We start from the raw sequence: 20604 nt of genomic DNA, 5'->3' as shown, positions 1-20604 counted from the left end.
TCAAATTGCCTCATGTAGCTTGCCGCCCTCTTCGCAGCTGGCCCAAAGGTGCGCGTTACACCTTTGCGCCAGCTGCGCAGCCTACCCCGTACTGATCAAGCCCCACCACGGCGTGCCTGCCAGTTGCGTCGCCGTCACTGTGTTCGAGTTTGCAAAATGTCCGTCAATAGCCCCACCCGTATCACCGAGCTCGTCATCGAGAGCGGCGTCAAAAAAGCCCATCTATCCACCCATGCGACACTGGTCCTGGGGTTTCTCGCAGGTGCATTTATTTCGCTGGGGTTTCTCCTGGCTATCCACGTCAGCACCATGATCCCGGTACAGTGGGCCTCGTTCGGCACACTGCTGGGCGCCGCGGTATTTCCCATCGGCCTGATCCTGGTGATCCTGGCCGGTGGCGAACTGCTCACCGGCAACATGATGAGCCTGCCCTTGGCGATGTTCGCCCGGCGTATCGGCCCAGGCGCCGTGGCGCGCAACTGGCTGCTGGTGACCGTCGCCAACCTGTTGGGTGCACTGTTCGTTGCCGGGTGCTTCGGTCACCTGCTGGGCCTGACCGAGGGGGCCTACCTGAACAAGGTGTTGGCGGCTGCGACCAGCAAGACCAACGCCGACTTCCTCCACGCCTTCGTGTCCGGAATCGGCTGCAACTGGCTGGTGTGCCTGGCAGTGTGGCTGTCGTATGCCAGCCGTGAAATGAGCGGCAAGATTCTCGGCATCTGGTTCCCGATCATGGCGTTCGTCGCCATCGGTTTCCAGCATGTGGTAGCCAACATGTTCCTGATTCCCGCAGCGATCTTTGCCGGCTACCTGAGCTGGGGGCAGTTGGTGGAGAACCTGGTGGCCGTGTTCCTGGGGAATGCGGTGGGTGGGGCGATCTTCGTGGGGTTGGCGTACTACGTGTCCTACGGTGTGCCTTCGCAGGAAGCGTGCGAGGTGCAGAGAGGCTAAGCAAATTGGGGCCGCTTTGCGGCCCTTCGCGGCAGTTCGAACAGCATGCCTGGCCGTACGACCCCATCCAGGAAGCTGGTGTTGCCCAGCGGCAACGGCGGCAGCTCTCACGCTGCATGCGGTAGAGCTGATAGATTGGTCACAGAGTTCCATCTGGTGAACGATCGAACATGGAAGACCTGAACGACCTGTATTACTTCGCCCAAGTCGTCGAGCACGGCGGTTTCGCGCCGGCCGGGCGGGCACTGAACATTCCGAAATCAACACTCAGCCGGCGCGTCCTGCAGCTGGAGGAACGCCTGGGCGTGCGCCTGCTCCAGCGTTCCACCCGACACTTCTCGGTGACCGAGACGGGCCAGGAGTTCTTCCAGCATTGCAGGGCCATGCTGGTGGAGGCCGAAGCGGCCCGATGGGTGGTCGAACGCACCCGCGCCGAGCCCCAGGGCACCGTCCGCATGAGCTGCCCGACAACCCTGCTGCATTACCGGGTTGGCGGGCTGGTCAGTCGATTCATGGCCGAAAACCCGAAAGTGAAGGTGCACCTGGAACCCACCAACCGCCGTGTGGATGTATTGGGCGAAGGCCTCGACCTGGCGCTGCGGGTGCGCTTCCCGCCGCTGGAGGACAGCGACCTGGTAATGCGCACACTGGCCAGGAGCCCGCAGCGGCTGGTCGCGAGCCCCTCGCTGGTGGAGCGGCTGGCGCTGCAACTGCCCGTCGAACCAGAGCACCTGGGTGAGCAGCCGAGCCTGGATTGGGGGCCACCCAGGGACCACATCTGGCAACTTGAAGGGCCCGACGGCGCGCATGCCGAAATCCGCCACACGCCGCGCTACATCACCGATGACATGAGCGCACTGCGGCAGGCGGCGCTTGACGGTGTAGGCATCGTGCAATTGCCGTTCATGGTGGTTGACCAGGACCTGGAAAACGGCCGCTTGGTGGAGCTCAACCCGCAATGGGAACCGCGCTGCGGCATCGTCCATGCGGTGTTCCCTTCCCGCCGCGGCCTGTTGCCCTCAGTGCGCAGCCTGATCGACTTTCTGGCCGAACATATCTGGGAATGACCGGCGCTATGCCGGCGCCTGGCCGATGTCAGGCCGGGGCCGCCTTGCGGCCCTTCGCGGGCACGCCCGCTCCCACAGGATGGTGCATTCCTTGAGGCCTGCACCGTACTTGTGGGAGCGGGCGTGCCCGCGAAGGGCTGCAAAGCAGCCCCAATCGATGTCACATCAGACTTGCATGACCAAGCATCATCCCTTCAGCGGGCCTGTGCGTCGTGGCCGACGCACATCACGCAATCAGAACAGGCTGATCGGGTAATCGACGATCAGGCGGTACTCATCGGCACTGGAGTTGCCGCGGGTATTGCCGGGCGCGGTATAGCCATCACCCTCGCGGTGCGTTGCCCAGCGTAGGGTCAGCGACAGGTCCTTCGCCGGGCCGGCTGGCACCTGGTACTTGAGGGCAAGGTCGCGTTCCCAGTGCTTGGCGTGCTTGCCGTCCGGGTTGTAGATATAGCCATAACCGACGCTTGCTGGGTCGACACGACTGAGATCGGCCTCGCCACGGGTGTAGGCCGCGATGAACTGCAGCGAGGGCGCCCCCAGCGGCGCCAGGCTGGTTTCGTACTGCAAGCGCCAGGACTTTTCACCCGGGCCGTTGAAATCGGCAAATTGCTGGGAGTTGCTCAGGTAAAGGAAGACACGGTCGTTCTGCGTGATGTAGTCGAACGGCGTTCGGCCGTCGACCTTCTGCAAGCCCAGGGTCAGGGTCTGGCCATAGGCTGTCGCGGAGATGCCGGCGCTGTAGGTGTCGTTATCGATGTCGCCCAGCTGGCTGCGCCCTTGGTCCCGGGTCTTGAAGTAGTGCAGGTAGGGTTTGAGCAGCAGCGCATCATTGACCCGAAACACCTGCGAACCCCCCAGGTAATACTGATTCCAGATGTCTTCCAGCTGGCCGCCATAAACGGTCAGCTGCAGCCCTTGCGGCCGGCCGTACACCGCGCCAAGCCAGCCGATATGAGGGCTTTCGCGGTCCGCCGCCACACCCGCGCTGTTGCGCGCGCCGTAGGCGGTGACCAGGTGAGAGTGGCCGCTCTGGTTGCGCAGCCGGGTAGATTCCACGAACCCGGCATCCAGCCACAGGTCGTCGATGCCATGGTTCTTCAGGGTGACGCCACGATACGTCTGCGGGAACAGGCGGCTTGTGCCGCTCGCCACCACCGGGTTCTCGACCAATTGGTCGCCGGCCTTCACCAAGGTGTCGAGGTACCTCAGCTTGAGCGCCGCGCCGGCACTGGAAAACGTGTCACCCGGCTTGAGCGATGAGTCCAGCGGGAGCAAGCCAGCGCCGCCACTTCCACCGCCGCCATCGAGCTTGATGCCGAGGAAGGCGTGCGCATCCACGCCCAACCCGACAGGCGTATCGGTGAAGCCCGAGCGGAACGAAAACAGAAAACCCTGGGCCCATTCGGTCGGGTCGCGGGGTACCAGGTCAGAGTGGTTATCGCGCTGGAAATAGTAGTTCCTCACCAGCGCATCCAGGCGCGCGCCTTCGACCAGCCCGGGCGGGATGCCCAGTTCCACGGCCTGCCGGTCATTGACACCGGTGAAGATGTTGTCCTTCTGGCCCAGGGCGTTGTCGGCCTGGGCAGGCGCCGCAAGCACCAGGCCAAGCCCCAACGGGCAAAGCAGCAGGCGCCGATTCGCGTCGAGGGTCGCCATCGCCGTGCACCTCATGCCCGCCAAGGGATAGTTGGCGCATGTGCCCATGTGCTGCTCCTCTAACCGGCAGCCGGCAGGCGCAACGCTGCGCCTGGCCTCATCCAACCAGCTTGCTGGCGATGATGATTTCGCCGCTCAACACCTTGTGAATGGGGCAGGCATTGGCAACTTCCAGCAAGCGCGTGCGTTGCTCCTCGCTCAGCGGCCCGCTCAAGCGAATGTCACGAGCGATCTGGATCCGAGGTTCGCGCCCCAGTTGTTCCTGCTCGATGCGGATATCCACATCGATGGCTTGCAGCGGCATTTCCTTGCGCTGTGCGTACATGGCAACCGTGATGGAGGTGCAGGCGCCAAGGGATGACAGCAACAGCCCATGGGGTGACGGCCCGACATCCCCGCCGCCTGCCGCCGCATCAACATCGCTGGCCCACTGGTGCTGGCCATCTGTCACGTTCACCTGGTACGCCACGCCTGCAAACGAAGCGCGGATTGCTCGCTCTGACATTGAAACTCCTGATTGACGATTGCCTGTGGCCACCCTGCTGCACAGGCTGCAAAGCCTGAATGATAGTTGCACGACGCAACGGACGGTAGGTGATGAAATGCGCCGCAGCGTTCTGCCTGGTGAACGCTGCGCCCGGTCAAAGGCGCTACGCCGACCGCTCGAACGCCACCGCAAGAAAGTCGATCAACTCCCGCACCGCAGGCGTCAGCCCTCGCCGCGAAGGAAACAGGGCGATTATCTCGCCCATCCTGGGTACCCAGCTCTCCAGCACGTTCAGCAAACGCCCGGCGGCCAGGTCATCCTTCACCATATCCGCTGGCAGCAGCACCACGCCCACGCCCGCGAGCGCGCCCTGGTACAGCACCGCGATATCGTCGGAGACCAACCGTGGGCGGAAGCGAATGGACGCCACCCCGCCTTCGGGGCCGTCCAGGTCCCAGACGTACTCCTGAACATTCGCCCCCCAGCCAAGGCTGGGCAGTTCAAACAGGTCGGCAGGCTGCAGAGGGCGGTCGTACTGCGCCAGCAAGCCGGGCGAAGCCACCAGGCACTGGCGGCTCTGCGCCAGTTTGCGCATCACCAGCTCGCTGCTTTCCAGCGGTTGATGGCGCACGCTCAGGACCAGGTCGAAGCCCTCGCCGATCACATCGACCCGCCGGTTGTAGCTCTTCACCAGCAACTCCACCGCCGGGCATTGCACCATGAACTGCCCAAGCATCGGCGCCAGGCGTGCATCCAGCAGCGAGGTGCTGCAGGCCAGCCGGACAATGCCGCTGGGCACGGCGCGGCTGCGCTGGATCGCGTCCTCGGCAGCAAATGCCCGATCGACCATCGACATACAGTGATGGTAGTACTCCAACCCCACTTCGGTGACCGCGAACTGCCGGGTGGAGCGCTGGATCAGGCGCACCCCCAGGCGGTCCTCCAGATTGGCGACTCGCCGGCTCAGCCGCGACTTGGGCAGGCCGAGCGCGCGCCCGGCCGATGCGAAACCGCCACACTCGACCACCTTGGTATACAGGTACAGCTCATTCAAATCGAACATCATGCTCATCGCCCACCCCCAGCTATTCGAGAATGGTCACGGTGGCAGTGGTCCCCGCACGCAAGGGTGGTGCATCGGCACTGCGCTCCAGGCGCAGCCGTACCGGGATCCGCTGGGCAAGCTTGACCCAGGTGTAGCTTGGGTTGACGTTGGCCAGCAGGCGGTTGCCCGGCTGGTTCTCGCGGTCGGTAATGGCATAGGCGATGCTCTCTACCGTGCCATCCAGCACCTCGCCACTCATCAGGGCGATGCGCGCACGGCTGCCCACCTTGATTTTCGGCAACTTGGTTTCCTCGAAATAGCCACTGACGTGGAACGACGAACTGTCGACCAGCGCCAGCAGCGGCATGCCCGGCTGGGCATAGTCGCCCTGGCGGGTCAGCAGGTTGGTCACGTAACCGCTGACCGGGGCGCTGACCCGGGTGCGTTCGAGGTCCAGCCGGGCCTGCTGCAGCGTGGCCTCGGCGAGTTGCACATTGGCCTGTGCCAGGCCGAGGTTGGACTGTTCGCGCAGCAGGTCGGCCTGGGCCACGGCCACGTCGGTGCCGGCCTTTTCCCATTCTTCGGCAGAGATTGCCGACATCGATTGCAGCTTGCGTCGGCGTTGCTCTTCGCTGCGCCGCTGCTTGAGCTGCGCCTCGTTGGCGACGATGGCGGCCTGCGACTGCCCCAGCGCCGCACGCGCGACTTCGACGGCTCGCACGGCATGCAGCACGGCCAGCTCGTAGCGCGCCGGGTCGATCTGCAGCAACAGGTCGCCCTGCCTGACGAACTGGTTGTCCTGCACCGGCAGCTCGATGATGCGCCCTGCCACCTCGGCCGACAGGGTCACCACATCGGCCCGCACACGGGCATCACGGGTCCAGGGCGCACGGGTGTAGTAGTCCCAGGCAAACCAGCCCAGCACCACCGCAAGCGCCAGCACCGCCAGGGTCACGGCTTTGGCAAGAACAGGTTTCAACACAGGCATATTCAGGCACTCGCTCCCATCGACAACACCAGCGCCGCGCAGATCGCGGCATACAAGGCGCCCTGCAACAGCGCCGGGTGCCACACACGCGCCAGCACGCCACTGCGCCGCAACAGGGCGTCCAGCACCAGAAACAACGGCAACCCCAGCAACAACGCCTGGGCAATCGGCGGCAGGTAGACCCCGCCAAACTCGAAATCAACGGGCATAGGCGCCCTCCTCCTCAGGCAACGTCTGCGCTGCCAGCACCGGTCGATAGCGCTGCAACAACTGGCCGACAACCGATAGCGCGACCCGCAGGATGAACAACTGCCGCAGCGTCTCGCGGCCCGCCTCGGCGTGTGCCTGGTGCAGCGCATCCAGGGTTTCGGCAAGCTCGGCCAGCTCGCGCAACAGCCCGTCCACATCCACCCGCCGGCGTGCGCCGATCAGATCCGCCATCTCCTGCAACCCTAGGCGCAAACGCGCCCTCGTGCCTTCAGGCAGCACCGTGAGGTTGACGCACTGGGCATGCGCCTGGCCCAGCGCAATGGCCAGCGCCGGGCACACCAGGCTGCAATCGAACAGCTCCCGGGAGCGCGCATCAGTGGCGGCGGGCAACAGGCCGATCATCGCCGACAGGCGGTCCAGCATACGGCTCTCGAAATCGAACTGACGCGCCACGCTGGCAGGTGCCGTCACGTACTCATGCACATCCTCGCGGGTCTGGCGGAACAGCCGGGCCATGCGCTTTTGCGGGTTGAACGGGAACACCAGGGCGAACACCACCATCGCCAGCCCGCCAGCCGCCGCATAGCCACCGGCAAACTCGAACCACTGCATGGCACTGTTGTGGTAGGCGCCGACATTCTGCGGCCCGATCATCAACAGGCTGATCAACCCGATGCCCATGCCGATGCCCGCTGTCATGGGGCTGGCCAGGCCGACGGCCGCCAGGTACAGCAACGGCACCAGGCACACGGCAAGCATTTCGAAATCGGTGAACATCGGCAGCAGGGCAAACTGGTACACGGCGGACAACAGCAGCGCGACCAGCAGGCCACGGTTGTAGTTTTGGCTGGCCAGCAACGGCCGCGGCAGCGTCGCCATCAGCGAGCACATGACACCGATCAGGATCACCCCGGAACGCGCGCCGTCCCAGGCCGTTTCGATCCACAACCAACCGGCGAGAAACAGCGCCAGGAAGGCCCGCACGGCGTTCATGCCGGCCAGGCGGAAGTCCAGATGCAGCGCGCTGGCTTGCCCTTGGGCGTGGGGACAACTGGCGCCCCTGCGCTGCTGGATCGCCTCGTTGAGCTCGATCAGTTCGTTCAGCTGCTGCAGCAGGCGCGCCTGCTCCCAGCGCAGGGCCCAGGCCAGCGAGCGCATGCGCGGGGGCAAGGGCTCGTCGAGAAACTCGACCCGGTCAGCGGCGGCGTCGAAGCGCTGGTACAGGTGGTGGATCGCTTCGCGGCGCTGCGCCGACAACTTCACGCCGTCACGGGCCAGTGCCTCCAGGTTGTCCAGCTCGTCCTGGCGCAACAGCTGGATTTCTTCTGGCAACGGCCCTTGCCAGTGCTGCTTGATCAACTCGCGCTGTTGGCGCAATACCAGCAGGCGCGACACCAGCAGCACCATTTGGTTGGCCAGCAGCTGCACCAGCCCATCGGCGTTGCGCAGGTGCGGCGCATCGAAATAGAGATGGCGGCGCAGGCCTTCCAGCACACTGATCTCGCTGATCAGTTGCGCCTGCCGCTGGTGCAGCGCGGCTTCATCCTCTTCGCTGCGCACCACCTCGGCGGCGTGCCGGGCGATCAGCTTGACCAGGCTATCGACCTTGCTGAAGTAGCCATGCGCCACTGCCTGTGGGCGCGCGCTCACCAAACTGACCACGGCCACGCAGGCCACCGCCAGCAGGGTTTCGGTCAACCGGGTGATGGCCAGCAGGAGGATGCCGTCCGGTTCCGGCACGGCCAGCATCGCGACCACCACGGCGGTAAACCCGCTGAGGACGAAGGCATGCGAGTCGGTATAGCGCAGCAGCGTGCCGCCCGCCGTGCAGAACGCCAGCCACAGGGCCAGGCAGACGATGAAAGGCATTGGCGCCTGGGGGAACAAGGCCATGATCACCACCGCCATGGCCGCCCCCGCTGCGGTGCCCAGTACCTGGGCGAAACTGCGCTTGAGGGTCATGCCGGCCAACGGCAGGCTGATGATGATCACGGTCATCAGCGCCCACTTCGGTTGCTCCAGGTCGAAGATGAACGCCAGGTAGAGGCACAACAGGCCTGCAACGATGGTACGCAGCGCGAAGAACAGCACCCCACGGCCAGGGTTCAAGGCCATCTTGAAATAGGAAATCAGTGGAGCCATCCGGCACCTCGGGACACGGCCAGGGAGCCGCGCATGGGCGCATGGCATTCCGGGCCGGGTTGATTCATGAGCTGGAGGCGTCTCTACGCATCCGCGAGCACACTCACATTACCGTTCAAGTGCGCGAGTCGAGCAACCGTAAGACATATAAGCAGATTAACTGACGACAGGTTGGGTACCGCCCTGCTCGAGGCGCAGGCACCGGCGGCACAAAACTGACGTGTGACACAAGCGATCGGGGAGCCATGCACGCGCATGGCGCCCCGGCCGGATTACTTCGAAAGCTTGCTGAAGCTGGTCATCAGGTTACGGTAGTCCGGGATGTGGTTGGAGAACAACGTGCCCAGGCCTTCGATGTCGTTGCGCCAGTCGCGGTGCAGCTCGCAGGCCACGCCGAACCAGGTCATCAGCTGCGCGCCGGCGGCTTCCATCCGGCGCCAGGCCGAATCACGGGTCAGTTCGTTGAAGGTGCCGGAGGCATCGGTGACCACGAACACATCGAAGCCTTCTTCCAGGGCCGACAGTGCCGGGAAGGCCACGCAAACCTCGGTCACCACACCGGCGATGATCAGCTGTTTCTTGCCGGTGGCCTTGACCGCCTTGACGAAGTCTTCGTTGTCCCAGGCATTGATGTTGCCCGGGCGCGCGATGTACGGCGCGTCAGGGAACTGCTCCTTGAGTTCGGGCACCAGCGGGCCATTTGGGCCGTTCTCGAAGCTGGTGGTGAGGATGGTCGGCAACTTGAAGTACTTGGCCAGGTCCGACAGGGCCAGCACATTGTTCTTGAAACGGTCAGGTTCGATATCCCTTACCAAAGAGAGCAAACCCGTCTGGTGATCCACCAGCAGTACGGCGGCGTTATTCTTGTCCAGTCGCTTGTATTGAAAGGCCATGATGTTTTCCTTACTCGGGTTGGATGCGTTTGGTATGACTTCGCCCAAACAATGGCGCCCCGGTAAGATAACCAGCCAGGCAGAGCCGTGACAGGCTGACATCCGCAACACAGAGTCCCATTTCGGGAACAGCCACCTGGCACTGCGCGAACCCCTGTAGGAGCAGCACAAGGCTGCTCTCATAGAACTGCACATGACTCATTGAATTAGCAGGGCCCCTGTGGGAGCGGCCTTGTGTCGCGAAAGGGCCGCAACGCGGCCCCAGGATTGATGCGCAATAGTTGAAATTGCTGGGGCTGCTTTGCAGCCCTTTCGCGACACAAGGCCGCTCCCACAGGGATCGCGCCAACTTTTAGAATTTGAGCAAGACAGTTGCTCCCACAGGGTACGAGGATCGCTTGCGAATTCAGTTATCTGTCGCGCAAGGCCGTGGGGTTGAGGCTTCAGCCCAGCAACTGGCTCAACACCGCACGCAACTTCCCCGGTTTGACGGGCTTGTTCAGCAACGGCGCACCGAGCTTGTTCAAGGAGCGTCGGCACTGATCGCTGCGGTCGGCGGTGATGATCACCGCAGGAATGGCGACGCCGAAATGTTCACGCAAGTGCCTGACCACCTCGCAGCCGACAACACCGTGGTCCAGGTGAAAGTCCGCCAGGATCAATTCCGGTGCCCGCCCCTGCAAGGCCAGCAAGGCACCAGCCTGGTCGGTCGCGGTAACCACTTCGCAGCCCCACTGCCCGAGCAGCGCGCCCATGCTCTCGAGAATGCTCACTTCGTTGTCCAGTACCAGCAGGCGGCGGCCCGGCAACGGGTTGCCGGCGCCCGGCTGCGGCGCGGCCTGGTGGATAGGCAGCGGCATGGCTTCGCCGATCGGCACGTCGATGCTGAACATCGAGCCACGCCCCGGCCACGAACGCACCTCGATGCGGTAGCCGAGAATCTTGGCGATCCGCTCGACGATCGCCAACCCCAGGCCCACGCCCTTGCGGTCGGCGGCGCGGCCTACGTCCAGTTGGTTGAACTCGAGGAAAATGGCCTGCAGCCGATCCGCCGCGATGCCCCGCCCGGTATCCCACACCTCCAGGCGCAAGTGATCGCCGCGGCGTCTGGCCCCCAGCAGGATCCTGCCCTCGTCGGTATAACGGCAGGCGTTGCTGAGAAAGTTGCGCAGGATACGCGTCATCAGCCGCAGGTCGGTACTGATGGCGTAGTCGCCAATGCGCGCGCGCAGCTTCAGGCCTGCCGCATCGGCCACCGTGCGGAACTCCGAGACCAGTGGCCCGAACAGTTCGTCGAGGCGGTACAGCGCCACGTCCGGCTTGACCGCCGCCTGGTCGAGCCGGGAAATGTCCAGCAGGTCGGTCAGCAGGTCTTCGGCGCCCTCCAGGGCCTGGTGGGTACGCTCCACCAGCACCTTTTCCGCGTCTGGCAATGGCCTTTCGCGCAAGGTCGAGATCAGCAGCCGCGCAGCATTCAGCGGTTGCAGCAGGTCATGGCTGGCGGCAGCGAGGTACTTGTCCTTGCTGCGGTTGGCGGTTTCCGCGGCGTCGCGGGCATCGCGCAGGGCGCGGGCAATCTGTTTGCGCTCGGCGATCTGCTGTTGCAGGTTGCGGTTGGCCTCAAGCAGTTCATCGGTGCGGGCGGCCACCCGTTGCTCGAGTTCGTCATTCAGTTGCTGCAGGCGCTGCTGGGCCAGCTTGCGTTCGGTGATGTCGGCGACAAACCCTTCCACCAGCCCTTCCTGGCCGGGTTTGAGCAACAGGTTCATCAGCACATCGAGGTGGCTGCCATCCTTGCGCCGCAAGCGGGTTTCATAGCCGTGCAGGCTGCGTTCACGGGCGAGGGTGGCGGTGATGGCGTGCAATTCTTCGGCCCCGCCGACAAACAGGTTGTCGGCAAGGTCCGTCAGCGGAAACAGCAACGCTTGCGGGTTGTCGTAACCGAGCATGCGTGCCAACGCCGGGTTGGCGGCACGCATGCCGTCTTGCAGGCTGGCCTGGAAAATCCCGTGCACGGCGTTTTCGAACAGCCACTTGTATCGGTTGCGTTCGGCCTCCAGTTCGTCCAGGCGCGCCGCCAGCTCCGGGTAATGGCTCTTGCGCGCCGAGTGGTCGCCCAGCCCCAGCAGCCCGGCCAGCGCCCGTTGCTGCTCGTCAGAGGGCCTCGCCATAGACCACCTCGACATCACGCTGGCTCGACGCACGCGGGTTGGTGAGGATGCACGGGTCATCCATCGCATGTTGCGACAGGAACGGGATATCGGCCGTGCGCACCCCGTGCAGGCCCAGGGTTTCGTGGAAGCCGATGGCATGCTTCAGGGCGATCAGGTGCTCCACCAGACGCGCGCAGATCTGCCGGTGGTTGAGGCCGCGGCAGTCGATACCCAGCACTTCGGCAATCACCTTGAAACGCTCCGGTGCCGAGCTGTAGTTGAACGCCACCACGTGCTCCACCAGCACCGCATTGCACAGGCCATGCGGCAGGTCGAGGAACCCGCCCAGGCTGTGCGACATGGCGTGGACCGCACCCAGGATCGCATTGGAAAACGCCAGCCCCGCCTGCATGCTGCCCAGCATGATCTTCTCGCGCAGGGCGATATCGGTGGGGTTGGCGATCATTTCCACCAGGTTGCCGTTGATCAGGCGCATGGCCTCCAGCGCATGGGGGTCGGTCAGCGGGCCGTGGCCAGTGGAAACGAAGGCTTCGATGGCATGCACCAGCGCATCGATACCAGTGCAGGCCGACAGGAACGGGTCCATGCTCAGGGTGGTTTGCGGGTCGATCAGCGACACGTCCGGCACCACCGCCTTGCTGACGATGGAGAACTTCATGCGCTCCTGCTGGTTGGAAATGATCACGAACTGCGACACGTCCGCCGAAGTGCCGGCCGTGGTCGGGATCAGGATCAGCGGCGGGCTGGGCACGCGGATCATGTCCACGCCTTCGAATTCGAGGATGCTGCGCCCGTGGGCGACCACGATGCCGATGGCCTTGCCGCAATCCATCGGGCTGCCGCCACCGACCGCGACGATCACATCACAGTGGTTTTGCCGGTAGATCTCGGCGCCAAGCATCACCTCTTCCACACGCGGGTTGGGCGATACGGCGCTGTACAGGCAGTAGTCGATGCCCTGGGCCTGCAGGCTGGCCTCCACGTCCGCCACCCAACCGGCGGCAATCACACCGGGGTCGCTGACCACCAGCACCTTGCGCGCACCGAAGGTCTTGGCGTAATTGGCGACATTGTGCCGGCAGCCGGCACCAAAGATGATCTCGGGCGAAACGAACTTGCGAAGCGGGCTGAAACTCTGGCTCATCGGGAAGCCTGTTCTTATTGTTCTGGAAGGTAACCGCCAGCGTAAAGCATCCCGTAGCGAAAGCAACCAGACCAAAGCGTGACCATGGCTCATTCGATCCAGTACTTGGCACGGGCCACCTCCAGGAACGCCAGGATGTCCTCGTCGAGCCCCGGCACACCGGGGAAGCGCTGTGCCAGGCGGTCGATGACAGCCGCCACGCTGCGCTGGCCGTCCAGCAACTCGAGCACCCAGCCGGCACTGGCATTGAGCTCGATGATGCCCTCGGGGTACAGCAGCACATGGCACGCCTGGCGCGGCTCCCAGCGCAGGCGGAAGCCCCGGCGCAAGGCCAGGGCTTGTTCGCGATCGATCAGGTTCACAACAGGCTTGCTCAATGAAGACCCGGCCATCGCGCTGATGGCCGGACAGGCATCAACGATTGGCGAAGTACATCGTCACTTCGAAGCCGATGCGCAGGTCGGTAAAGGCGGGTTTAGTCCACATGGGGCATTCCTCTTCTTGGTGCCGGGCGATTCCGGTAGAGGCATTAATGCACGAGGGGCGGCGGGGCCGAATGCTACTTTGGGACAGGTTTGCGGGGTGCGTTGGTAGGGGTAACACAGAGCTGCTGTGGATCTGTGCATGGCAGCGCCGGCCTCTTCGCGGGCTCGCCCGCTCCCACAGGGTGGCACTGGCTTCAAAAGCAATGGTGAGCCTGCCCTGGCCTCATCGCCGGCAAGCCAGCTCCCACAGGTACTGCATGGGCCTTGAACCTTGTGCAGTACCTGTGGGAGCTGGCTTGCCTGCGATGGGCTGCAAAGCAGCCCCCGAGGCCATCCCAGGTTTTAGAAGAAGCCCAACGGGTTGATGTCGTAGCTCACCAGCAGGTTCTTGGTCTGCTGGTAGTGATCGAGCATCATCTTGTGCGTCTCGCGGCCCACCCCGGACTTCTTGTAGCCACCGAACGCGGCATGCGCCGGGTACAGGTGGTAGCAGTTGGTCCACACGCGCCCGGCCTTGATCCCACGACCCATGCGGTAGGCACGGTTGATGTCACGGGTCCACAGCCCCGCGCCCAGGCCAAACTCGCTGTCGTTGGCGATCGCCAGGGCTTCGGCTTCGTCCTTGAAGGTGGTCACGCCCACCACCGGGCCGAAGATCTCCTCCTGGAACACGCGCATCTTGTTGTTGCCCTTGAGCAAGGTCGGCTGGATGTAGTAACCGCTGGCCAGGTCGCCGTCGAGCCGTTCGGCAGCGCCACCGGTGAGCAGCTGCGCGCCCTCCTCCCGGGCAACCTGCAGGTAGGAAAGGATCTTGTCGTATTGCTGCTCCGATGCCTGGGCACCGACCATGGTCGCGGTGTCCAGCGGGTTGCCACGGGTAATCCTGGCGATCTTCTTCATCACCTCGGCCATGAACGGCTCGTAGATCGACTCCTGAATCAGCGCCCGCGACGGGCAGGTGCACACCTCGCCTTGGTTGAAGAACGCCAGCACCAGGCCTTCGGCTGCCTTTTCGATGAACGCGGGCTCGGCCTGCATGATGTCTTCGAAGAAGATGTTCGGCGACTTGCCGCCCAGTTCGACGGTGGACGGGATGATGTTCTCGGCCGCGCACTTCATGATGTGCGAGCCCACCGGGGTGGAACCGGTGAAGGCGATCTTGGCGATGCGCTTGCTGGTGGCCAGGGCTTCGCCGGCTTCGCGGCCAAAGCCCTGGACGATGTTCAGCACGCCTGCCGGCAGCAGGTCGGCGATCAGTTCGGCGAAAATGGTGATCGACAGTGGCGTCTGTTCCGCCGGCTTGAGCACCACGCAGTTGCCAGCGGCCAGGGCCGGGGCGAGCTTCCAGGCGGCCATCAGCAGCGGGAAGTTCCACGGGATGATTTGCCCGACCACACCCAGCGGTTCGTGGATATGGTAGGCCACGGTGCCTTCGTTGATCTCGGCGGCGCCGCCTTCCTGGGCGCGGATGCAGCCGGCGAAATAGCGGAAGTGGTCCGCCGCCAGCGGCACATCGGCGTTGAGGGTTTCGCGCACGGCCTTGCCGTTGTCCCAGCTTTCGGTAACGGCCAGTACTTCGAGGTTCTGTTCGATGCGGTCGGCAATCTTCAGCAGCACCAGGGCGCGGTCCTGCACCGAGGTCTTGCCCCAGGCCTCGGCAGCGGCATGCGCGGCGTCCAGGGCCTGCTCGATGTCCTGGGCGCCGGAGCGCGGGAACTCGGCAATCGGCTGGCCGTTGACCGGCGAGCTGTTGGTGAAATACTGGCCGCCCAGCGGCGGCACGAATTCACCGTTGATGAAGTTGCCGTAGCGTGGCTTGAAGGACACGATGGCGCCTGGGGTTCCGGGTTGTGCGTAGATCATGCTGAGCCTCTGCGGGGGTCGATGCCTGTCCGGCGACAGGCGATGGACCGATGGTAAAAAGCCCCGCCTGCCGGGCGAATGCATCGTTGGCAGCGGGGCTCTCGTCATTTGGTAGTAGGGCCGCCTGCCGCAGGGTCTGCTGCAGCAAGCGGCAGGTTATCGGCTTAGCGACTGGCGCTTGCCGTTTGCAGCTGCTTGGGCAGCTTGAAGGTCCAGAGCATGCCGCCCTGGTTGAAGTCCTTGACCCGCTTGGCCACTTCGCCGCCCCACAGCGGCACCGCGCCGCCCCAGCCGGAAACCACCGAAACGTACTGTTCGCCGTCCATTTCCCATGTCACTGGCGAGCCAAGCACGCCGGAGCCGGTCTGGAACTCCCAGACCTTGTCGCCGGTCTTGGCGTTGAACGCCTGCAGGAAGCCTTCCGGCGTGCCGGTGAACACCAGGTTGCCCTTGGTGGTCAGCACCCCGCCCCACAGCGGCGCGAAGTTCTTGTGGCGCCATACTTCCTTGCCGCTGACCGGGTCGATGGCGCGCAGCACGCCGATGTAGTCTTCGTTGAGCGGCTTGATGGTGAAGCCGGCGCCAAGGAACGCCGCGCCCTTCTTGTAGGCGATGCCTTCGTTCCAGATGTCCATGCCCCACTCGTTGGACGGCACGTAGAACAGCCCGGTGTCCTTGTTGTAGGCCATCGGCATCCAGTTCTTGGCACCGAGGAACGCCGGCGCCACGAACACCGAGCTGCCCTTGGCCTCGCTACCCGGCGCCCCCGGCCGGCTGGCCTCGTTGTAGATCGGCCGGCCGTCCTTGTCCAGGCCGGTGGCCCAGGTGATCTTGTCGACGAAGGGGAAGCCGCGGATGAACTTGCCGTTGGTGCGGTCCAGCACGTAGAAGAAGCCGTTGCGGTCAGCGGTGGCGGCGGCCTTGACCTCTTTGCCACCGTCCTTGTAGTTGAACGAGATCAGCTCGTTGACGCCGTCGAAGTCCCAGCCGTCATGCGGCGTGCTCTGGAAGTGCCACTTGATGGTGCCATCGTCGGGGTTCAGGGCCAGGCGCGACGAGGAATACAGGTTGTCGCCCGGGCGCAGGTGCGAGTTCCACGGTGCCGGGTTGCCGGTGCCGAACAGGATCAGGTTGGTTTCCGGGTCGTAGTAGCCGCCCAGCCATGGCGCCGCACCGCCGGTCTTCCACAGGTCGCCGGGCCAGGTCTTGCCGGCCTCGCCGCCGGAAATGCCGTTCTCGATCGCCTTGCCGTCCTTGTACACGTAGCCCATGTGCCCTTCCACGGTCGGGCGCATCCACAGCAGCTCGCCGTTTTCCGGGTTGTAGGCCTGGATCTTGCCCACCACGCCAAACTCGCCGCCGGCAACGCCGGTGATCAGCTTGCCGTTGACGATCATCGGCGCGGCGCTGATGGAGTAGCCTTCCTTGTGGTCGGCCACCTTCTTGCTCCATACCACCTTGCCAGTGTCCTTGTTCAGCGCCACCAGCTTGGCATCGAGGGTGCCGAAGAACACCAGGTTGCCGTACAGCGCCACGCCGCGGTTGATCACGTCGCAGCACGGGCGGATGTCATCGGGCAGGCGCGCATCGTATTGCCACAGCTTCTTGCCGGTTCGGGCGTCCACGGCGAACACCCGCGAGTAGGAGCCGGTCAGGTACATCACCCCGTCCTTGACCAGCGGCTGGGCCTGCTGGCCGCGCTGCTTCTCACCACCGAAGGAAAACGCCCAGACCGGCCGCAGGTCCTTGACGTTGTCGGTATTGAGCAGGTTCAGCGGGCTGTAGCGCTGGCCCTGCACGCCCAGGCCATTGGTCACGATCTGCTGCGGGTTCTTCGGGTCCTGGAGAATTTCTTCATTGCTGACAGCTGCGTGGGCTGCACCGGCAAGCAGCATGGCGCTGAGCACCAGGCTCAAGGCGAACACGGGACGACGTGTGGATCGGGTCATGACGGCTACCTTTGGTTTTTTTGTTGTATCCGGGAAAACTTCCCGGTGTGTCGGGAATTCTTGGTCCCGACCTGCTTGCCAACAATTGCCCGCAGTGCTGAGTTTTCTAGTTCCTTGGTATCAGTGAACCTACGCGGTTCCCTGTAGGAGCGGCCTTGTGTCGCGAAAGGGGCGCGAAGCGGCCCCAGGATTTGTGCCCATGGCTGAAATTGCCGGGGGCTGCCTTGCAGCCCTTTCGCGACACAAGGCCGCTCCTACAAGGACCGTGTCAGTCCTTGCTGTCCACGCGCCGCAGCTGCTGGCGTTCGTAGCGGGGGTACAAGTGGCTGACACTGCGAATCAGCTCGTAACGGGTCAGGCTGATACCGGCAAACCGCTCGGGTATCGGGCTGCGGATCATCTCGGCCATGTCATCGCCACGCGCTGCGCCATCACGCATCAGCCCATCCAGCCAGCCCAGGTAGTCACGCATCTGGGCAAACGGCTGGGCATCGCTGGCCAGCGGGCCGTGACCGGATACCAGCTGCTTCCAGGGCAGCGCTTGCAAGGTGTCCAGGTCCTTCAGCCACACCTCCAGCCCCGGGGTGTTGGGCGTGGTCAGCGCGCGCTCGTGGAACACCAGGTCGCCGGCGAACAGCACGCCGGTGCTTTCATCCAGAATCGCCAGGTCGGCACCGGTATGCCCGCCCAGCGCCAGCAGCCGCAGGCGGTGGCCACCCACCTCGTGAATGCCCGGCTCCAGCACCCGGGTCGGCAGCACCACCTCGGTACCGCGCATCCAGTCGCCGACCAGGCGGTACATGTTCTCAGCCATGGCCTCGCCCTGCTGGCGCAACAGCTCGCCGGTACCGGCCAGGGCGCCGATGGGCACATCGGCAAAGGCCTGGTTGCCCAGCACATGGTCGGGGTGATGATGGGTCAGCAGCACTTCGACCACCGGCTTGTCGGTGGTGGCGGCAATGGCCTGGCGCAATGCTTCGCCGTAGCGTTTCGACGGCCCGCTGTCGATCACCACCACCCCGTTGTCGGTGACGATGAACGCGGTGTTGACGATATTCCCGCCGTTATCCTTGGCGAAATTGTCGGTGCTGCCCTCCAGCAGCCAGGTGCCTTCGGCGATCTGCCGGGGCTTGAGCCGATAGTCCAGGTCAGCCCAGGCCGGCAGGCCCAGGCACAGTAGCAACAGCAGAATGCAACGCATGACGGGCGCCTCTGGTCAGGGATGGAGTCGGCAACGCGTTCAGGGCACTGCCGCCTCGAACTGGTTGCCGCTGTTGTCCTGCAACACCAACCGGGTCGGCCCAGGGCCCTGGATGTCGAAGCCCAGGTTGGGGTTTTCGCTGACCGCCGGGTACAGTTCCAGGCTGGCCAGGCGCTGGCCGTCCGCGCCTTGCAGCTCGGCATGGTTGAGGAAAAATTCGGGAATGCCGCTGACCAGGCCGTTGTCCATCGGGTGGGCCACCTGCAGGCGCAAGCGGCTGCTGTCGCCGCGCGGGTAGCGCCCGCCCAGGACTTCACCGAGGTGCTCCTCCCAGCCGGGCTGGGTACGTACCACACTGGGCGCGGTACAACCGCCGCCAGCGGCATCGATCAGGGCCGAGCCGACATGCCACAGGCCGTCGCGCGTCAGCACCGCAGCGCGCAGCGGTGTGGCCTGTTCGACGCGGATGCGGATCGACAACCAGGGCAGCACGCGCTCGCCAGGCTGGAAGTCGACAATGCGCGGCAGCGGGTTGAGTTCGGCCCAGGCGAGAATCCGCACCACCTCGCCGCTGAACGCCCGGGCGTCGATCTCCAGCGGCACCTGGCGGGCGTCCTCGGCAAACGGCGGCGCCAGCAGCTTGACCCGGTCATCGAACACGAATGCGGCCTGCCCCAGCAGCTGCTTGTGGTAGAAGTCCCACATCACCGACGGCACCGGGTCCTTGTGGTTACTCGGCTCGCTGGCCTGGGCCTGTGCGGCCCAGGGCATCCAGCAGGCCAGCAGCAAAGTTGCTCGCCAGTTCATCGCCCACTCCTTTTGATCAACGCAAACCTGGCTGACAGTGCACGGTCCTTGTGGGAGCGGGTTCACCCGCGAACACCGGCGAAGCCGGTGCCATATACCGCGTCGCATTCTTCGCGGGTGAACCCGCTCCCACAGGGGGATGTGTTGCTTAACAAACTCACAAGCCTGCGAAGCTTGTTACTGATACATCTCCGGCACCTGGTAACGCAGGCCGTAACTGGCATAAATCGCCTTCATCCGCCCATCACGAATCAACGCCTCAAGCGCCTCCTCCACCGCATAGGCCAGCTGCCGGTTGCTTTCATGCACCGCCATGCCGATCTCCCAGGCCTGCTTGCCAAGGTTCGGGTAGGCGTTTTCCGCCAGGGCCAGCTGCGGGTCGGCGGCCTGGTGCAGTTGCCAGTCAACCTCGCCGCGCATCGCCATCACCGCGTCCACCTGGCCGGCCTGCATGGCACCGAAGGCCTGCTGCACATTGGGGTAATGATGGGTCCTGGCACTGAGCATGCCGTTGAACACAGAAGTCAGGTAGAACGACGGCACGCTGTCCACCTCGACCCCGATCGGGTGCTGCTGGAACACCGCGACACTGGCCACCGAGGGCAGGCGGCGGCGATCGTAGGCGACCTGCCAGCGCTCCTCCTGATAAGGGCCGAACATCACCACCTGGGCGTTTTCCAGCTCGCCCACCTCGTTGCGCCGCTGCGCGTAGGCATGGTCGTACGGCACCCGCATCATCAGGTCGGCCAGCTGCTGGTGGCGCAGCGGGCTGCCACGCCAGATGTAGTCGCGCAGATCGTCGTCGAGCTTTTCCCCGGGTGGCGCCCAGATCAGCTGCAAGCGCACCCCCAACGCAGTGGCCAGGGCCTGCGCCAGTTCCACGTCGACACCGCGCGGCTGGCCGTGGTCCTCGAAGCTGTAGGGCGCAAAGTCCTTGTACACCGCCACCTTCAGTTCGCCCGCGGCGATGATCGCGTCGTAGCTGCGCACCTGCGCCTGCGCCGCTGCGCAACACAGCAGCAAGCCACTGAACAGCACCGCCAACAGACGCATGGCCGTCATTCCTCGACGTGCACGCTGTCCAGGTAGGTGCGCACCGCCCACAGGGCCTCCTGGCTCAGGTAGTCGGCCATTTTCGGCATGTATACCCGGCCGTCGCGGACCGCACCGTGGCGTACCCGCTCGACGAACCACTCATCCCCGGCCTCGCCGGCATCGAGCATGCGCAAATCCGGGGCGATGCCCCCGGACTTGGCCTCCAGGCCATGGCAGGCGGCGCAGTTCTGGTTGTAGGCCGAGGCACCGATTTCCACGGCCTTGTCGTGCTCCGGGGAGCTGCGGTACGGGTTGACCGCCGCCCAGCCATCGCCGTCCAGGGTTACGCCAGCGTCCTTGATCGGGGTCAGGCCCTGGGTTTCCACGGCCTGGGGCACCACATTGCCATGTGCCCAGGCCGTGCCGGTCAGCACTGCACTGGCAAGCAGCCCGGCAGCCAGCAAGACGTTGCGTTTTGTTGTCATTTTTATGCCCTCACGATTG

The 20604-nt window shown here is 64.5% G+C and carries 19 protein-coding genes and 1 pseudogene; 2 read left to right on the top strand and 18 right to left on the bottom strand.

What is annotated here, in order from left to right:
• The first annotated feature begins 156 nt into the window (after positions 1–156).
• Complete coding sequence (locus CAG34_RS03855; protein ID WP_085588102.1) at positions 157–951, top strand: formate/nitrite transporter family protein; 795 nt, start codon at positions 157–159, stop codon at positions 949–951.
• Between the two features lie 29 nt (positions 952–980).
• Here the strand turns inward: CAG34_RS03855 and CAG34_RS29120 are convergent.
• Positions 981–1055, bottom strand: a pseudogene (locus CAG34_RS29120) (hypothetical protein); the annotation flags it as partial.
• Between the two features lie 66 nt (positions 1056–1121).
• On the opposite strand from CAG34_RS29120, the gene CAG34_RS03850 reads away from it, so the two are divergent.
• Positions 1122–2018, top strand: a complete 897-nt coding sequence (locus tag CAG34_RS03850; protein WP_046613870.1) for a LysR family transcriptional regulator — start codon at positions 1122–1124, stop codon at positions 2016–2018.
• A gap of 234 nt (positions 2019–2252) precedes the next feature.
• On the opposite strand, the gene CAG34_RS03845 is transcribed toward CAG34_RS03850, so the two are convergent.
• From CAG34_RS03845 to pedF, 17 genes are all read right to left on the bottom strand, one after another.
• Complete coding sequence (locus tag CAG34_RS03845) at positions 2253–3677, bottom strand: OprD family outer membrane porin (protein WP_085588100.1); 1425 nt, start codon at positions 3675–3677, stop codon at positions 2253–2255.
• A 97-nt stretch (positions 3678–3774) separates the two neighbouring features.
• Positions 3775–4182, bottom strand: coding sequence for an OsmC family protein (locus tag CAG34_RS03840; RefSeq protein WP_025339542.1), 408 nt, complete (start codon positions 4180–4182; stop codon positions 3775–3777).
• Positions 4183–4327: 145 nt separating this feature from the next.
• Positions 4328–5227 carry a LysR substrate-binding domain-containing protein gene (locus CAG34_RS03835; protein WP_085588352.1) on the bottom strand — a complete coding sequence of 300 codons (900 nt, stop codon included), beginning with the start codon at positions 5225–5227 and terminating at the stop codon, positions 4328–4330.
• 22 nt (positions 5228–5249) lie between these two features.
• Entirely contained in the window at positions 5250–6188 is a 939-nt protein-coding gene (locus tag CAG34_RS03830; protein ID WP_085588350.1) for an HlyD family secretion protein, read from the bottom strand.
• Between the two features lie 11 nt (positions 6189–6199).
• On the bottom strand, positions 6200–6406 hold the full coding sequence (locus CAG34_RS03825) for a DUF1656 domain-containing protein (protein ID WP_025339545.1): 207 nt from the start codon (positions 6404–6406) through the stop codon (positions 6200–6202).
• Positions 6396–8549, bottom strand: coding sequence for an FUSC family protein (locus tag CAG34_RS03820; protein ID WP_085588098.1), 2154 nt, complete (start codon positions 8547–8549; stop codon positions 6396–6398). Before CAG34_RS03820 ends, CAG34_RS03825 begins: the two co-directional genes overlap by 11 nt.
• A gap of 272 nt (positions 8550–8821) precedes the next feature.
• Positions 8822–9442, bottom strand: coding sequence for an isochorismate family cysteine hydrolase YcaC (gene ycaC / locus CAG34_RS03815; RefSeq protein ID WP_046613875.1), 621 nt, complete (start codon positions 9440–9442; stop codon positions 8822–8824).
• Positions 9443–9885: 443 nt separating this feature from the next.
• The gene (locus CAG34_RS03810; protein ID WP_085588095.1) at positions 9886–11613 is read right to left on the bottom strand and encodes a NahK/ErcS family hybrid sensor histidine kinase/response regulator; all 1728 of its coding nucleotides are present in this window, start codon (positions 11611–11613) and stop codon (positions 9886–9888) included.
• Complete coding sequence (gene ercA, locus CAG34_RS03805) at positions 11597–12760, bottom strand: alcohol dehydrogenase-like regulatory protein ErcA (protein ID WP_025339550.1); 1164 nt, start codon at positions 12758–12760, stop codon at positions 11597–11599. Before ercA ends, CAG34_RS03810 begins: the two co-directional genes overlap by 17 nt.
• Positions 12761–12849: 89 nt before the next feature.
• A complete protein-coding gene (gene pqqD / locus CAG34_RS03800; protein WP_085588093.1) occupies positions 12850–13122 on the bottom strand; it encodes a pyrroloquinoline quinone biosynthesis peptide chaperone PqqD in 273 nt (90 codons plus the stop codon).
• A gap of 52 nt (positions 13123–13174) precedes the next feature.
• Complete coding sequence (pqqA, locus tag CAG34_RS03795) at positions 13175–13246, bottom strand: pyrroloquinoline quinone precursor peptide PqqA (protein WP_003253598.1); 72 nt, start codon at positions 13244–13246, stop codon at positions 13175–13177.
• Between the two features lie 341 nt (positions 13247–13587).
• Positions 13588–15108 (bottom strand): aldehyde dehydrogenase family protein, encoded by a 1521-nt coding sequence (locus CAG34_RS03790; protein WP_025339552.1) that lies wholly within the window; start codon positions 15106–15108, stop codon positions 13588–13590.
• Positions 15109–15272: 164 nt separating this feature from the next.
• Entirely contained in the window at positions 15273–17057 is a 1785-nt protein-coding gene (pedH, locus tag CAG34_RS03785; RefSeq protein WP_025339553.1) for a PQQ-dependent alcohol dehydrogenase PedH, read from the bottom strand.
• A 268-nt stretch (positions 17058–17325) separates the two neighbouring features.
• On the bottom strand, positions 17326–18258 hold the full coding sequence (locus CAG34_RS03780) for a quinoprotein relay system zinc metallohydrolase 1 (protein ID WP_085588092.1): 933 nt from the start codon (positions 18256–18258) through the stop codon (positions 17326–17328).
• A gap of 39 nt (positions 18259–18297) precedes the next feature.
• Positions 18298–19065 carry a quinoprotein dehydrogenase-associated SoxYZ-like carrier gene (locus CAG34_RS03775; protein WP_085588090.1) on the bottom strand — a complete coding sequence of 256 codons (768 nt, stop codon included), beginning with the start codon at positions 19063–19065 and terminating at the stop codon, positions 18298–18300.
• Positions 19066–19242: 177 nt separating this feature from the next.
• Positions 19243–20118 (bottom strand): ABC transporter substrate-binding protein, encoded by an 876-nt coding sequence (locus tag CAG34_RS03770; protein ID WP_085588088.1) that lies wholly within the window; start codon positions 20116–20118, stop codon positions 19243–19245.
• Positions 20119–20123: 5 nt separating this feature from the next.
• A complete protein-coding gene (pedF, locus tag CAG34_RS03765; protein ID WP_046613884.1) occupies positions 20124–20585 on the bottom strand; it encodes a cytochrome c-550 PedF in 462 nt (153 codons plus the stop codon).
• Between the last annotated feature and the right edge of the window lie 19 nt (positions 20586–20604).

The organism is Pseudomonas sp. B14(2017) (assembly GCF_002113255.1).
Classification (GTDB): domain Bacteria; phylum Pseudomonadota; class Gammaproteobacteria; order Pseudomonadales; family Pseudomonadaceae; genus Aquipseudomonas; species Aquipseudomonas putida_Z.
Note: the sequence above shows the minus strand (reverse complement) of the source record. Positions and strands in the feature narration are given on the sequence as shown.

Coding starts and splice junctions, on each gene's coding strand:
- CAG34_RS03855 (WP_085588102.1), top strand. CDS start 157: ATGTCCGTCAATAGCCCCACCCGTATCACCGAGCTCGTCATCGAGAGC.
- CAG34_RS03850 (WP_046613870.1), top strand. CDS start 1,122: ATGGAAGACCTGAACGACCTGTATTACTTCGCCCAAGTCGTCGAGCAC.
- CAG34_RS03845 (WP_085588100.1), bottom strand. CDS start 3,677: ATGGCGACCCTCGACGCGAATCGGCGCCTGCTGCTTTGCCCGTTGGGG.
- CAG34_RS03840 (WP_025339542.1), bottom strand. CDS start 4,182: ATGTCAGAGCGAGCAATCCGCGCTTCGTTTGCAGGCGTGGCGTACCAG.
- CAG34_RS03835 (WP_085588352.1), bottom strand. CDS start 5,227: ATGTTCGATTTGAATGAGCTGTACCTGTATACCAAGGTGGTCGAGTGT.
- CAG34_RS03825 (WP_025339545.1), bottom strand. CDS start 6,406: ATGCCCGTTGATTTCGAGTTTGGCGGGGTCTACCTGCCGCCGATTGCC.
- CAG34_RS03820 (WP_085588098.1), bottom strand. CDS start 8,549: ATGGCTCCACTGATTTCCTATTTCAAGATGGCCTTGAACCCTGGCCGT.
- ycaC (WP_046613875.1), bottom strand. CDS start 9,442: ATGGCCTTTCAATACAAGCGACTGGACAAGAATAACGCCGCCGTACTG.
- CAG34_RS03810 (WP_085588095.1), bottom strand. CDS start 11,613: ATGGCGAGGCCCTCTGACGAGCAGCAACGGGCGCTGGCCGGGCTGCTG.
- ercA (WP_025339550.1), bottom strand. CDS start 12,760: ATGAGCCAGAGTTTCAGCCCGCTTCGCAAGTTCGTTTCGCCCGAGATC.
- CAG34_RS03790 (WP_025339552.1), bottom strand. CDS start 15,108: ATGATCTACGCACAACCCGGAACCCCAGGCGCCATCGTGTCCTTCAAG.
- pedH (WP_025339553.1), bottom strand. CDS start 17,057: ATGACCCGATCCACACGTCGTCCCGTGTTCGCCTTGAGCCTGGTGCTC.
- CAG34_RS03780 (WP_085588092.1), bottom strand. CDS start 18,258: ATGCGTTGCATTCTGCTGTTGCTACTGTGCCTGGGCCTGCCGGCCTGG.
- CAG34_RS03775 (WP_085588090.1), bottom strand. CDS start 19,065: ATGAACTGGCGAGCAACTTTGCTGCTGGCCTGCTGGATGCCCTGGGCC.
- CAG34_RS03770 (WP_085588088.1), bottom strand. CDS start 20,118: ATGCGTCTGTTGGCGGTGCTGTTCAGTGGCTTGCTGCTGTGTTGCGCA.
- pedF (WP_046613884.1), bottom strand. CDS start 20,585: ATGACAACAAAACGCAACGTCTTGCTGGCTGCCGGGCTGCTTGCCAGT.